The organism is Streptomyces sp. NPDC042364, assembly GCF_056437585.1.
The window spans coordinates 62,666-76,200 of record NZ_JBWKAJ010000006.1 but is presented as its reverse complement, the minus strand read 5'-3'; the positions used below and the strand labels follow the sequence as shown (position 1 = coordinate 76,200).

The 13,535-nt window shown below is 69.9% G+C and carries 13 protein-coding genes, 1 tRNA gene and 1 pseudogene; 4 read left to right on the top strand and 11 right to left on the bottom strand.

What is annotated here, in order from left to right; all coding sequences use genetic code 11:
- The 3 genes and pseudogenes from AC067N_RS14425 to AC067N_RS14415 all read left to right on the top strand — a co-directional run.
- Positions 1-332: pseudogene (locus AC067N_RS14425) on the top strand (DEAD/DEAH box helicase); the annotation flags it as partial.
- A 180-nt stretch (positions 333-512) separates the two neighbouring features.
- A complete protein-coding gene (locus tag AC067N_RS14420) occupies positions 513-2,087 on the top strand; it encodes an amino acid permease (RefSeq protein WP_478679220.1) in 1,575 nt (524 codons plus the stop codon).
- Between the two features lie 300 nt (positions 2,088-2,387).
- A tRNA-Lys gene (locus tag AC067N_RS14415) sits at positions 2,388-2,460 on the top strand.
- A 232-nt stretch (positions 2,461-2,692) separates the two neighbouring features.
- On the opposite strand, the gene AC067N_RS14410 is transcribed toward AC067N_RS14415, so the two are convergent.
- Genes AC067N_RS14410 through AC067N_RS14400 form a run of 3 tightly spaced genes read right to left on the bottom strand, consistent with a single transcriptional unit; the run spans position 2,693 to position 3,401 of the window.
- A complete protein-coding gene (locus AC067N_RS14410; protein ID WP_478679219.1) occupies positions 2,693-2,908 on the bottom strand; it encodes a hypothetical protein in 216 nt (71 codons plus the stop codon).
- Complete coding sequence (locus AC067N_RS14405) at positions 2,905-3,108, bottom strand: hypothetical protein (protein WP_478679218.1); 204 nt, start codon at positions 3,106-3,108, stop codon at positions 2,905-2,907. Before AC067N_RS14405 ends, AC067N_RS14410 begins: the two co-directional genes overlap by 4 nt.
- Positions 3,105-3,401, bottom strand: a complete 297-nt coding sequence (locus AC067N_RS14400; protein ID WP_478679217.1) for a hypothetical protein — start codon at positions 3,399-3,401, stop codon at positions 3,105-3,107. The genes AC067N_RS14405 and AC067N_RS14400 overlap by 4 nt, the downstream gene beginning before the upstream one ends.
- Positions 3,402-3,409: 8 nt before the next feature.
- Here AC067N_RS14400 and AC067N_RS14395 point away from each other — a divergent pair, with 8 nt between their 5' ends.
- Positions 3,410-4,345, top strand: coding sequence for a GntR family transcriptional regulator (locus tag AC067N_RS14395; RefSeq protein ID WP_478679216.1), 936 nt, complete (start codon positions 3,410-3,412; stop codon positions 4,343-4,345).
- An 83-nt stretch (positions 4,346-4,428) separates the two neighbouring features.
- Here AC067N_RS14395 and AC067N_RS14390 read toward each other — a convergent pair whose 3' ends face one another.
- The 8 genes from AC067N_RS14390 to AC067N_RS14355 form a co-directional block, all read right to left on the bottom strand.
- Positions 4,429-4,791, bottom strand: coding sequence for a hypothetical protein (locus tag AC067N_RS14390; protein WP_478679215.1), 363 nt, complete (start codon positions 4,789-4,791; stop codon positions 4,429-4,431).
- Positions 4,788-5,264 carry a hypothetical protein gene (locus tag AC067N_RS14385; protein ID WP_478679214.1) on the bottom strand — a complete coding sequence of 159 codons (477 nt, stop codon included), beginning with the start codon at positions 5,262-5,264 and terminating at the stop codon, positions 4,788-4,790. The genes AC067N_RS14390 and AC067N_RS14385 overlap by 4 nt, the downstream gene beginning before the upstream one ends.
- On the bottom strand, positions 5,228-5,455 hold the full coding sequence (locus AC067N_RS14380) for a holin (RefSeq protein ID WP_184905308.1): 228 nt from the start codon (positions 5,453-5,455) through the stop codon (positions 5,228-5,230). The genes AC067N_RS14385 and AC067N_RS14380 overlap by 37 nt, the downstream gene beginning before the upstream one ends.
- Positions 5,456-5,464: 9 nt before the next feature.
- A complete protein-coding gene (locus AC067N_RS14375) occupies positions 5,465-6,253 on the bottom strand; it encodes a peptidoglycan recognition protein family protein (RefSeq protein WP_478679213.1) in 789 nt (262 codons plus the stop codon).
- A 66-nt stretch (positions 6,254-6,319) separates the two neighbouring features.
- The gene (locus AC067N_RS14370; RefSeq protein ID WP_478679212.1) at positions 6,320-6,571 is read right to left on the bottom strand and encodes a hypothetical protein; all 252 of its coding nucleotides are present in this window, start codon (positions 6,569-6,571) and stop codon (positions 6,320-6,322) included.
- A 14-nt stretch (positions 6,572-6,585) separates the two neighbouring features.
- Complete coding sequence (locus AC067N_RS14365) at positions 6,586-8,199, bottom strand: right-handed parallel beta-helix repeat-containing protein (RefSeq protein ID WP_478679211.1); 1,614 nt, start codon at positions 8,197-8,199, stop codon at positions 6,586-6,588.
- 13 nt (positions 8,200-8,212) lie between these two features.
- Positions 8,213-11,350, bottom strand: coding sequence for a hypothetical protein (locus AC067N_RS14360; protein WP_478679210.1), 3,138 nt, complete (start codon positions 11,348-11,350; stop codon positions 8,213-8,215).
- Positions 11,351-11,374: 24 nt separating this feature from the next.
- Positions 11,375-13,522, bottom strand: a complete 2,148-nt coding sequence (locus tag AC067N_RS14355; protein ID WP_478679209.1) for a phage tail family protein — start codon at positions 13,520-13,522, stop codon at positions 11,375-11,377.
- Positions 13,523-13,535 lie beyond the last annotated feature (13 nt).

The following is a 13,535-nucleotide window of genomic DNA, read 5'->3' as shown; positions in this document are numbered from 1 at the left end:
GGGACGACCGGGGCGGCTTCCGCCGGGACAACGAGCGTGGCTTCGACCGCGACCGCGGTGGGCGTTCCTTCGAGCGCCGGGACGACCGCGGCGGCTTCAACCGCGACAGCCGGGACCGTGGGTTCGACCGCGGTGGCCGTTCCTTCGAGCGCCGGGACGACCGCAGTGGGCACCGGGGCAGCGACCGGCCGTTCAACCGTGACCGCCAGGGCGACCGTCCGGGCTTCCGCTCCGGCGGCCACGAGCGTCCGCAGGGCCGCCGTGACGACCACCGCGGCTCCGGCTCCTTCGGCCGCCGCGAGGACAAGCCGCGCTGGAAGCGCAACGGCTGACCCAGCGTGACCGGCCGCGGCCCGAAGGGGCCGGTGCCGAGCAAGTGATCGCCGTGGCCCCCACCTTCCGGGTGGGGGCCACGGCGTTTTCACGCGGTGCGCGAAGGCGGTGACCGCCGGGCCGGTTTTCGGCCACGGTGTGGCGCATGTCACGCCCTCCGTGAGGGAATTGCTGGGGGCATGACAGATGACGCCATAGCCCGTGGGGCGCCCGGGGCTTCGGCTCCGGACTCGGTGCCGGTCGCGGTGTCGGACGAGGAACGGCTGGCCCAACTGGGCTACACACAGGTCCTCGCACGCCGAATGTCCGCCTTCTCGAACTACGCGGTCTCCTTCACGATCATCTCCGTCCTGTCCGGCTGCATGACCCTGTACCTCTTCGGCATGAACACCGGCGGCCCTGCGGTGATCACCTGGGGCTGGGTCGGGGTCGGGCTGATGACGCTGTTCGTCGGCCTCGCGATGGCCGAGATCTGTTCGGCGTACCCGACCTCCGCGGGCCTGTACTTCTGGTCGCACCGGCTGGCGCCGCCCCGGACGGCGGCGGCGTGGGCCTGGTTCACGGGCTGGTTCAACGTGCTCGGCCAGGTCGCGGTGACCGCCGGTATCGACTTCGGCGCGGCGTCGTTCCTGGCCGCCTATCTGAACCTGGAGTTCGGCTTCGAGGTGACGCCCGGCCGCACGATCCTGCTGTTCGCGGCGATCCTGCTGCTGCACGGTCTGCTGAACACCTTCGGCGTACGCATCGTCGGCCTGCTGAACAGCATCAGCGTGTGGTGGCACGTGCTGGGTGTCGTGGTGATCGTCGGCGCCCTCGCGATCGTCCCGGACGACCACCGCTCGGCGTCCTTCGTGTTCACCGAGTTCGTCAACAACACGGGCTGGGGCAGCGCCTTCTACGTCGTCCTCCTGGGCCTGCTGATGGCGCAGTACACCTTCACCGGCTACGACGCCTCGGCGCACATGACCGAGGAGACCCACGACGCCTCCACGGCCGGTCCCAAGGGCATCGTCCGCTCCATCTGGACGTCCTGGGTGGCGGGGCTCGTGCTGCTGCTCGGCTTCACCTTCGCCATCCAGTCGTACGACGGCGCCCTGAAGTCCGCGACGGGGGTGCCGCCCGCCCAGATCCTCATGGACGCGCTCGGCGCGACGGCGGGCAAACTGCTCCTCCTCGTCATCATCGGCGCACAGCTCTTCTGCGGCATGGCGTCCGTGACGGCCAACAGCCGCATGATCTACGCCTTCTCACGCGACGGCGCGCTGCCGTTCTCGCATGTCTGGCACACGGTCAGCCCACGCACCCGGACCCCCGTCGCGGCGGTGTGGCTGGCGGCGGGCGGCGCGCTCGTCCTGGGCCTGCCGTATCTGATCAACGTGACGGCGTACGCGGCCGTGACCTCCATCGCGGTCATCGGCCTCTACATCGCCTATGTCATCCCGACGCTCCTGCGGCTCCGCAAGGGCGACGCGTTCGAACGGGGGCCGTGGCATCTGGGCCGCTGGTCACGGACGATCGGCGTCATCTCCGTGACCTGGGTCTTCGTCATCACCGTCCTGTTCATGCTCCCCCAGGTCTCCCCCGTCACCTGGGAGACCTTCAACTACGCGCCCATCGCCGTCCTGGTGGTTCTCGGCTTCGCCGCGATCTGGTGGACCGCCTCGGCCAGACACTGGTTCCTCAACCCGGACCACGAGCGGAACGTGGCGCGGGCGAAGGGGAGGGAGGGGGCACCGGAGCCCGCGGACCCGTAGGGGCGGGGAGCGGAGTTGCCGGGTGCTGGGTGCGGGAAGGAAGGGCTACGGGACAACCCTTGGGGAAGCCGGTGTTCGGGGGCCGCGTGGGGGAGCCGGTGAGGCGTACGGGGGGCGCGAGGGCGTCGAGTGCGGGCGTCCGTGGTGGGCCCGGCCCCGTCATGCCGCTCCGCTTCCGCCGTTCTTCCGCCCGTTCTGTTCTGCGGCGAACCTTTTTGCGGCCCCCGACGCGGCCGGGTCACCGATACCCGATCGGACTCCCGGCCTCGTGCGGCTATGCTCGGGTAGGCAACATCGCCTGGGCCCTTAGCTCAATTGGCAGAGCAGTGGACTTTTAATCCATTGGTTGTGGGTTCGAGTCCCACAGGGCCTACGCAAGAGCCCCAGTTCAGACCGCATCTGGACTGGGGCTCGCTTCGTTTTCATGGGGCTGAAGATCGTTAGCTCGCCCATTGCTCGCCCGGAATGCAGACGATCAAGACATGGCGCGGCCCCGGCCGGGTCGGCGTCCGGTCGGGGCCTGGTCCCGCCCGCCCCCGATGAGCTCACGGAGTGCAGAGGCGGGCGGGGGTCGGCGGTGCTTTGGTGTGCCAGCGCCGAAGGGCTCAAGCGCGCTTCTTCGTGCGCTTCTTGGCCTTGTACGCCTGCAGCAGCTTGGTGGCCTCCGGGCAGTGGGTCTGTCCGTATCCGCAGTCCGCGCAGCTGGTGAGGTGGTTTATGAAGACCTCGTATTCGTCCTCGCCGGGGAGCCGGTCCGGCAGTTGCAGCGGTCGCATGCTGCGGGGTACTCGCCGCTCGGCGGTGGGTTCGATGTTCGTCACGGCTGGTCTCCGATGGGTGTGAGTCCGTGTCGCTGGCGGCAGCTGGCGCAGGCGAAGAGGTCGCCTCCGAAGCCGGTGCCCTGCTCGATGGCGCGTACCAGGCGGATGGTGTCGCTGAGTCCGTTGTGCCAGTGGCACCAGCCGATCGTCCGGACACGGCTCTCGCCGGCGTTGTCCTCGTGCTGCGGCGGTCCGTTCACGGCGTGTCCCCTAACTGCGCCCACAGGCCACACTCGTCGGTGGTCATGCCGCTCTGCCGGGCCACGCCCGAGACGATCAGCCAGCCGGGGCCGTGGCTGTAGAGCAGGGGGATGCGGTCGGGGCCGCGCGCGGTGACGCGGATGCGGTTGCCAGCCGTGGAGAGGGTCATCTCGACGACGTCGGCCCCAGAGCTCAGGACGGAGACGAACAGCTCGTTCGCGATCAGCTGGGCGTCGGGGTGCTTGACGCGGCCAGCGGTCCAGAGCCTGACGTGGGGTGCTTCGATGGGCACTCCCTTGAATGGCTTCTGCCACGTGTGACCAGACTCGGGCATGGTTGTCCCCCGGATCCCCGGCTTCCCGGATACGGATAGTGCTTATCCGTATCCAGATTGTCGGGGTGATTGGCGATGGTCAAGCGGGACGGGAGAGTATGTGTATCCGGATTGACGTGATCGCTCGAAGTGGGGGTGCCGTGGTGGCGCAGCCTGAGTACCTGCGGATCGCCGCCGACCTGCGTCGCCGCATCTCTCCAGGCGGGGAGTTCGGGCCGGGAGATCAGATCCCGACGATCCCTGATCTGTGCGCCGAGTACGGCGTATCCGAGGCCCCGGTCCGGAACGCGCTGCGCTTGCTCGCCAGCGAAGGGCTTACCGAAAGCCGGGCCCGTGCAGGCACCCGTGTGCGGGCCAGGCCGCCAGTCCACCGCATGACGGCCGACCGCTACCGGTCGACGCCCGGTGTCCGGGCGACGCCGTTCACGAAGGATCAGGGCATCGGGTGGAGCGAGTACCGGCTGGACAAGCGATTCGAGAAGGTCCAGGCCGATGCCGAACTGGCCGCGCTCTTCGAGTGCGAGGTGGGCGAACCTCTCCTCGCACGCCACTTCGTGTTCTACGACAACGACCAGCCCACCCAGATGAGCACGTCCTACGCGCGGTGGTCCGACGTCGAGGGGACGCCCGTAGCCGACCCCATCAACGAGCCGTGGCCGGGCGGCACCAGGGCGCAGATGGCCAGCATCGGCTTCCGGATCACGCGAGTGACGGAGTCGTTCACCACGGGCTTGCCCACCGAGCTGGAGGCGGCGACCCTGCGGGTCGGGGCCGGTGTGCCGGTGCTGCGGTACACCCGCAGGCACATCGCCGACACGGGCCGCATCGTCGAGGTGGCCCACCCGATCGTGCGCCGCGGCGACACCACCGTCGTGGACTTCGTCATCGACCTCGACGACTGACAGGGGTACTCACGATCTGAGTACCCCCGGGCATGACGAAGCGCCCCCTGCACGGCCCGTGATGGACCGTGCAGGGGGCGCCGTCAGACTCCGGTTCGGTTGTATTCGTCGACGAGGGGGTGGGCGGGCTCGGGCTCGATGCCGGCGCGGTGCATCTGCCGCGACCACCGGTCGGTCGTCCAGGCGAACGCCCGCACCACCGCCTCGAGCCGGGACATCGCCCCGCGGAGTTGCCCGTTCTCCTCGTCGACCCGCTTCACCGTGGCTTCGAGGACGGCCAGGTTCGCGGCCTGCTGCGCCGGTGCGGCGTTCGCGCGGGCCGCGGCCTCGGTCGCCGCAGCGGTCGCCCTGGCAGCGTCCCGGGTGGCGCGCGCCACGAACCATCCGCCCCCGCCAAGGATGCTGCCGGCGGCACCTATGACCGCCGCCCACTCGCCCACGTTCATGCGGCCTTGCCTCTCCGGGCAGACCTCGGCGCTGGGGGAACCGAGTACTCGGGCACCGTGGCCGCCCACATGATGACCCCGATGTGTGAGGTCGCGTACCAGGCGGCGACGAAACCGCCGCGGGAGTAGTCGCCGCTGAAGACGGCGACGGTGTAGGCGAACGCCCACACGGTGGGGGGAATGAGTGCGGCGAGGAACCCGAAGCCGTCCCGGCCCACCCGCAGGAAGGCCGAGACTCCAGTGGCCAGGCCGCACACGATCCACAGCCATGCCCAGTGGCGGAGGCTGCAGAACTGGGTGAGGAACTCCAGGCCCGTGGCGGGCGGCGGGTCGACGAGGAAGCTTGCGCCCCAGCAGGTCTTGCCCACGCCGAGGATGAGGAGGAAGACGCCGCGGCGGCCCAGCTGCTTGCCGATCCGCCGGGCCGCCGCGCGCATCAGGCGTCCGAGCGCGGGGTGTGCGGGGCCGCCCATCCGCCGATCGCGGCGGCGGCCGCGGGCAGCATCGCGAGGACGAACGGCTCCAGCGCGTCGGGCATGCTGCTGATGAGCGACGGGTCGTCGGTGACGGCGCCGACGATCGCGAGTCCGGCGACACCCGCGAGGTAGGTGAGCGCGGTGGCCAGCTTGACCTTCTTCTCGATCGGGGCGGAGGGAGATGCCATGGTGCTACCTCACTTCTTGGGGAGCTTGAGGGTCTGACCGGGCGTGATGTCGTCCGGGTTCTTGAGGGAGTTGAGGTCGGCGATCTCCCGCCACCGGTTGCCGTCACCGAGCTTGCTCGCGGCGATCGACCACAGGGTGTCCCCCTTCGCCACGGTGTACGTGGTCGTTCCGCCGGGCGACCAGCTGGCGGGGTGCTTCAGCCGCTCGGCGACCCGGGTCTGCACGTCCGACATGGTGATGCCGGGCCCGCGCGGGTCGACCTTGCCGGGCTGCCACTGCTTGTGGCCGATGACGGAGGTGTCGCCGGCCTTGCCCCAGCCGTGCGCCCGCAGCAGGGCGGCCGCCGCCCGCACGATCGCCTCCACCTGCTCGGCGGGCCACGGGTCGCGGCCGTCGCCGAGGTTCTCGCACTCGAAGCCGTAGAAGTGCCGGTTGCCGTCGGTGTTCGCCTCGTTCGGTGCGGGCAGTGCCTTCTCGCCGATGACCGCCTGGAGGACGTCGTCGTCGCCGCTCCCCGCGTGGTTGGTGCGGCCGTAGCCGACGAGGTGGACGCGTCCGTCCTTGGTGATGACGCCGTGGCACAGCGGGCCAGGCAGCGAGGTGTAGCCGTCGCGGCAGATCGCCACCGTGCGCGCGCTGCCGGAGGTGACGGTGTGGTGGATCATCACGCCGTGCACGGGCCCGAAGGGGCCCTTGTGGTTGCGGTTGTGGTCCTCCCAGTCGCCGACCTCGACGACCCTCACGCCTTCTGCCTTCAGGGCGGCGAGGAACCGGGACGCGGTTAGGGGTGTGGCCATGGGGCCTCCAGAGATGAGAAAGGCCCCGGCCTGGCGGGCTCGGGGCATGTGAGGTACAGCGGCAGATCAGTCCTCGGGGGTGCCGATCCGCACAGGGCGGATCATGATCGTCACGTTCCGGCTGCGGTCGTCGTGGTGGCCGGACGTCTCCACCAACACCCCGTTCGGGGCACCCGGGCCGCTCGGCCACGCCTCCAACTCCCCGAGGATGAAGGAGCGCATCGCCTCGGCCTGGGTGAGGTCGCCGTGGTTGTCGGCCGCCTGCACCTGGGCGATGACGTCCGCCACGAGGCCCTCGGCGCGGATGGTGAGACTCACAGGTGTCCTCCAGGTCAGGTGATGTCGGTGGCTGTTGTGTTCGGCGTGATGGACAGGTCGTTGAGCTGGCCGGTGGCGTAGGTGCCGCGCCAGTCGTTGCCGTACCTGCTCAGCGTGGTGACGGTGTTCGTCGCGGAGAACGCGTAGGCCGCCTCGTTGCCCGAGCCGTGCGGCCTGACCTTGTTGCCGGACACGTTGATGCTGTCCGCGGTGGTCGACAACCGGATGCCGTATGAGGCGGCGTTCGTGGTCCGGCTGGGCGAGCGGATGAAGTTGTCGCGCAGGTGCACGAAGCTGCTGGACTGGACCAGGATGCCGTTCTCGCCGGGCTCCCGGACCTGGTTGCCGACGATGTTGCTGTTGCTGTTGTCGACGATCGTGATGCCGTGCGAGGAGCATGCGTAGATGTTGTTTCCGGTGATCGTCAGCGTGTTGCAGTCCTCCGTGCTGATGCCGGTGCCGGCCACATTGGAGATGCTGTTGTCGCCGACCGCGATGCGGCTGCACTCCTGGAGGCGGATGCCGTTCTGGGCGGAGGTCGAGCCGTCGATCACGTTGCCGGTGATCGCCACGTTGAGGATGGTGCCGGTGGCCTCGCCGAGGCAGATGATCGGCTCGTCGTAGGCCAGGCCACCCCGGAAGCTGTTGCCGGAGATCGTGATGTTCCGCAGGCTCTGCGATGCCCCGGTGGGCGTGCCGTCGGGGAGCTTCGTGTCCTCGGGGTCGGACACGATCACGGAGCGCACCCGCACCCCGGAGCCGCAGCTGAGGAAGGTGTTCCCGACGATCGTCGCGTCCTCCCAGTTGTACGCGCTGACCGCGTACTGAAGGATGCCCTCGAACGAGTTGCCGATGACCCGGATCCGGCGATGCCACTTCGTGATCGTCGCGGAGTGGCTGCCCACACCGCGCGGCCACGCGGTCGTCCCGGCCGTGCCGGAGGCCCCGAAATGACAGCCGATGATCAGCACGTCCTCGGTCGCCGTGTGGTCGTAGGGCCCGAACCCGCCGAACACCGACGACGACTTCGCCAGGTCGAGCTGGACGGCCTCGGAGAAGTCGCGGCCGCCGGGGTCGACGTAGCCGCGGAACTTGCAGTTCTCGATCAGCCCGTGGCTGGTGCTGTTCATCTCGACGGCGTGGAACCCCGGCAGGTCCCGGACCTCCAGGTCCCTGATGACGATGTCGGTGGCGTGCCCGATCGAGATGCACATCGCCGACGCGGTCAGACCCGCGGTCGTCCCCCTCATATTCCACAGGCCGCCCTCGATGACGATCCGGGAGTGACCGGTGTACCCGCCGAAGGTCTGCGAAGCATCCCCGTTGATGATCATCGTGGCGGCGACGTTTCGGCGGAACTCGGCCCCGGCCATCAGCGTCAAGCGGGTGTTGTTGTAGATCCGCAGGGTTGCGCCGATGAGGTACACGCCGGGCGGGACGAGGACCTGGGCGCCGCCGACATCCCTCGCTGCGTTGAGGGCGAGCTGGATGCCAGGCGAGGCGTCGACGGTGCCGGAAGAGTCCGCGCCGAAGTTCGTGACCTGGAAGTCACTGCGCTGGTTCATGGATTCCAGGCGGCCGGCCGTGATGTCCATGCCGGCGAACCATTGCTCGACGGGTGTCGCCACGCGGTCCTCCTCTCTACAGGGACGCGATCGCCGGATAGGCCAGCGAGACGGCCGTGCCGGACGCGTGGGGCTTGGTGACGCCGTTGTAGGAGCGGGCGCCGATGGTGAAGGTCTGCGGGTTGCTGGTGCCGCTGATCGCGGTGACGAGCATGTGTTCGCCGCCGACGTCGACGACGATCGGCATCTCGCTGCTGTCGGTGGTCCAGCGGGGTCCGGCGGTGACGTTGACGCTGAGGGTGCCGTCGTCCGCGTCGACGCCGGCGGCGAGGACGCTGGCGTCGCTGTTCGCCTTGGCCGGGGCGTGGCTGCCCACGACGATGCGTAGGTCGTCGATGTAGACGGCGTCCTCGCCGGACGTGGCCGAGTTGTCCTTGGCGTACCGGAAGATGACCGTGGTCTTGCCGGTGACGTCGGTGGTGAACTTCGTCCAGCCGGTGGTGCCTTGTGCGCGGAGGACCTGGACGCCGTCGACGAGGACCAGGAGCCGGTCACCCTCGAAGCCGGGCCCGCTGTTCTCGCTGCTGGTGCGGTACCAGAACGACAGGGACGTGGCCGCGGCGGGCAGCAGCAGCGCGGCGTCGGAGGTCTGGTTGTTGCCGATCGCCCCCGAGCGCAGGGAGTTCGTGCCCGTGTGGGCCTGCGCGCTCGTGCGTGTCCACGGCAGGTTGCCGCCGTTCGTGATCGTGACGTCGTAGACGCCGTCCTCGAACCCTTCGTGGATGACGTTGGTGGTGGCCAGCCGCCACGGCCCGGCGGGCGAGCAGTTGAAGGTGATCTCCCAGCGGTGCAGGTCGAGTTCCTCGTGCCAGCCCTGCACGATCAGGTCCAGGTGCCCGTACTCGACGTAGGAGGGCAAGTTGGTGATGCGGATGAGGTCGCCCTCGCGCAGGGCGAGGACGTCCTCGATGAGGGCCTGGGCGCCGGGCTTGTGGAGCATGACGGTGACCGAGGGGTAGCGGGCGCCGTCGTAGGTGAGCAGGTGCAGCAGCCAGTAGGCGATCGGCTCGGTCTGGGTGTCGGCGAACAGTGACAGCTCGGGTGCCGTGTCGTAGGAGCCGATCCGGTCGACGGCGAACTTGCCCGTGGTCTGGACGGCGCGGCCCTCCGACCCGCCGGAGCGTTTGACGGTGATGTCGTTGCGGACGAAGTCGGCTTCCTCCGCGGGGCGGAGGTCCTCGTCGTCGAGGCCGGGCATGTTGCAGTCCAGGACGAGCCGCGGTTCCTGGGTGTACATGCTGGAGCGCTCGCGCAGGACCAGGCCGAGCCGGTCGCGGTCTTCGATGAGGATGCCGCCGTCGGCCTCGGCCGCCTCGTGGAACAGCTCCAGCAGCTCGTCGGGGCGCTGTGGCCCGACCCGTTCGGGGGTGAGCCGGCCGGGGATGCGGGCCATCGGCAGGCCCTCCTCGGTGGCCAGGCGCAGCAGCCGCTGCCAGGCGGTCTCACCGGCGAAAGCCGTGTCGGAGCCGTCGTAGATGGTGTTCGCGGCGGTCGGCATAACCGCCAGGTGCCCGAACGACCAGCCCTCCGTCAGCGCGCCCCAGTTCGCGGTGACGGCGGTGACATGGCCGGGCGAGCCGGTGATGGTCTTGGGCAGCTGCAGGATGCCGCCGTTGACGTTGGTCCAGCCGATCACCCATTCCATCTGGCCGCCGCCCAGATCCTGGGCGTACAGGCGCAGCCGGAACCAGCCGTGGAAGATGTCCTCGGTGGCGGTGACGGCCGTGTTGATGATGTCGGTGCCGGAGGCGTCGTAGCCGGTGACAGCGATGCTGTCCTGGCGCATCCTGATCAGCCAGCGCCGCACGGTGCCGGTGGTGGAGACGGACAGGAACTCCGCGCGCGGGCCTGCGGCGGGTGGGGCCTTGTCGTCGGCGTTGTAGACCAGCTCGACCTGCCACTGCCCATCCGGCGCGTCGGGGACGATCGCCGACAGGGTGGCGGCCGCGGTCAGTTTCGGCAGCGCCTTGGAGGAGGGCAGGGTGTCGACGGCGGCCCACTCCACGCCGGTCACGGCGGCGGCCTGGACGCCGGTGATCGGCGAGTAGGCGCGGGAGGCCTCGCGGTCCTCCTCGAAGTGCCAGTACGCGATCGGGCTCGCAGACGGGATACGCCGCCGAAGCGTGGAGTTGAGGGCCTTGGTGCCCTGGTCGTAGCGGCGCAGCACACCGGCCGCCTCCACCGAGCACCACACGTCCGCGCCGCCGGGCACCCACTCCTTGGGCCAGGTGGAGATCTCGCCGTGGAACCGGTACGCCCGGTCGGAGATGCGGGCGGTGCCGTTGTAGGACCAGACGCGGCCGGCGGAGTCGGTGAAGCCGGTCGAGCCGACGGCCTGCGCGGTGAAGTCCGGGGCCGCGACCACGGTTCCGCCGATGCCGGAGCGGACCTCGGCCTTGTAGACCTTGCCCTCGACGACCCGGCGCGGGACGGTGGCGGTCGGCTGCGCGGGCGCGATGAGCAGCGGCTCGGTGCTGACGTGGGTGGTGATCGTGCCAGCCGCGGTGAAAGTGCTGTTGATCTGCGTCCACGGCCCGGCGATCGTGGGCGCCCAGTAGTGGGCGACGGCCCAGCCGCCGGCCCCGTTGTCGGCGTCGAGGGTGACGCGCAGCGCTGCCCGCTCCGGCAGCGCAGGAAGTGGCCGGGAGACGAAGTAGGACTGGCCGAGGTTGGTGATGCCGCTGAGGTAGAGCGAGCCGTCCTGGAGACGCATGTGGTACGACCGCTGCCCGGAGGCGCCCCACTTGCCGATGAGCATCTGCGCCCCGGGCCCGTACCAGTTGGCCTCGCCCTCCCAGCGCAGGTCGAGGTCGCCGGTGATGTCGAGGGCGGCGTGGTCGGGGGTGGAGGCGTAGGAGTCGTCCGCGCCGGTCAGTTCCAGGTAGCGGGTCGTGCCGGGCACGGAGACGCGGACGCCGGTGTTCGGGCCGAGCAGCCCCCACAGCGGCGATTCCGGGTTGCGGGTGGAGTACTTCCCGTCCCTGTTGTTCAGCGTGAGCGTCAGGTTGCCGGGGTCGGTGCGGGCGCCCATGTCGCGGCGCCCGTGGTCGATCGCCTTGACGTCCCGCACGTACACGTCGCCGCTGACGTCGGTCCACACCCCGTCAAGCTGCAGCTCGGTGCGGATGTCGAGGGGGGTGCTGGGGAACGCCACGAAGGCCTCCTCCCTGATCGGTGCTTACGCGCTGCTGGTGGGCTGGCCGAAGGCCTTCTGGACGCTGCCCCCTCCGTCCTTGACGACGATCGCGCGGATCAGCCGCTTGACCGCCTCCGGGCCTGCGACCTCGACGAGCACGGTGGAAGCGGCGGCAGCCGGACCGCCGGTGCGGCCGACGCGGTTGGCCAGGCGCAGGCCGGGGACGTCGCCCATGCCGTCGAGGGCGGACTGGATACCTGGGGTGCCGTCGAGGATGCCCTGTCCGAAGGCGTCGGCGAGGGCGCGGCCGGAGTACAGGGTGTAGCCCTTGCCCGCGAAGGGCCCCTCCTTGGCGGGGCTGAAGGGGAAGTACTCACGTGCCGCGCTGACCACGCTGGAGGCGGCGTTGCGGACGGAGCCGAGCATGTTCTTGATGCCGTTGATGAAGCCGCGGATGAGCGCCCGGCCGGCGCCGACGAGGACGCCTCCCAGGTTGCCCAGGGCCGACTTCACCCGGCCGGGGATGCCCTTTACCCACGCGATCAGCGCGGTCGCCCGGCTGATCGTGGCCGACTTCATCGAGTTCCAGTGCTTGATCAGCAGGCCGAGCGCGGTCCAGTTGAGGAACGCGTTGAAGATCCAGCCGGGGATCTTCTTCACCCAGGCGACGATCGCGTTCCAGATGGCCACCGTCTTGGACTGGATCGTCGACCAGTGCTTGATGACGAGCCCGATGATCGTCCAGTTCAGGAAGAGATCCCAGACCTTCTGTGCGAAGCCCTTGATCCACGTCCAGATGGCGTTCCAGGCGGCGACGGTGAACGCCTTGATCTCGTCCCAGTACAGGTAGATCAGCGCGGCCAGGGCGATCACAGCGGCGATGATCCAGCCGACCGGGCCCATCGCCATGATCCACGAGGCGGCCATGGTCGCGGCCCAGATGACCGCGCGGACGGCCATCATCACGAACGTGCGGACCGCCATCGCGGCGGTGCGGGCGAGCGAGGCGGCGAAGGTGGCCATGGAGCGCAGCGCGGCCCCGGCCCACGCGGCAGCGGTGCGGGCGGCGGAGGCGACGGCGGCCGCCGCGATCCGCACGTAGGCGCCGATACCGACGGCCATCATCCGCGTCCATCCGGCGATCGCCCGGTACGTCGAGGACGCCATCACGGTGTTCGCGACGGCGACCACCTTCGCGCCTGCCGCCCACAGCTTCATCCCGATGGCGACCGAGACGGCGGCGGTGGCCAGCGCGGAGAGCACGTCCGGCGGCAGGGCATTGATGATCCGTGCGAGGACCAGGGCGACCTGGGTGGTCACCCCGATCAGGGGGCCGAGGGCGACGACGAGGTTGAGCACCGCGGTGGTGACCTGGCCGAGGGTGGTGGCGCCCTCGCGGGCGAGCGCGATGAACTCCGCGAACCCTTCGGAGCCGGACAGGCTCTGTCCCCAGCGGGCGAACGCGGCCGTGGACTCCTCGAACCCGCCGGACATGGTGGTCGACAGCGGCAGGAAGGCCTTGATGATGCCGCCGATGCCGACGGCGATGTTCTTCAGGCCGAACAGGAAGCTCTTGAGGTTCTTCCCTGCGACCTTGGCCATGGAGTCGGCGAAGGCCTGCAGTCCCTTGCCGGAGGTGGCGCGGTCGATCTCGTCGACGAACTCGCCGAAGGCCTGCGCGCCCGCCTTCGCGAACGGGGTGAGCGCGGGCAGCAGGCGGCGCAGGAGCTGGATGCCCTTGGTGAAGACGGGCATCGTCGTCGAGGACAGCGAGTCCGACCAGGCGCTGTAGTCCTTCTTGAGGCCGATGAACTCCTTCGCCGTCGCCCGCGTCGCGGGGGGCAGCTGGGCGAGGGCGTCGTTGTAGGCCTTCTGCTTCTCGGCCGCATCGGCGGCGCCCTCGGCGGCGGCCTTCTCGGCCTCCTCGGCGAGGGTGGCGACGTCGGCGATGGCCTGCATCTGCGGGCCGACCGCCAGCTGCAGCGCCTTCGCCGCGACACCGGCGGAGACGAACGAGGCGGCCATCGCGCCGACGCCGGCGGTGACCGCGGCCACCACCGGCAGGCCGACACCAAGGCCCGCGACGCCCTTGCCGAGGCCGGTGAGGACGGTCTTCGCCTTCTCGGCGCCCTCGCGCAGCTGGTCGGTGTCGATGCCCAGCCGCACCGTCATGGAGGCGAGCGTGGTCACCGGCCATCACCCC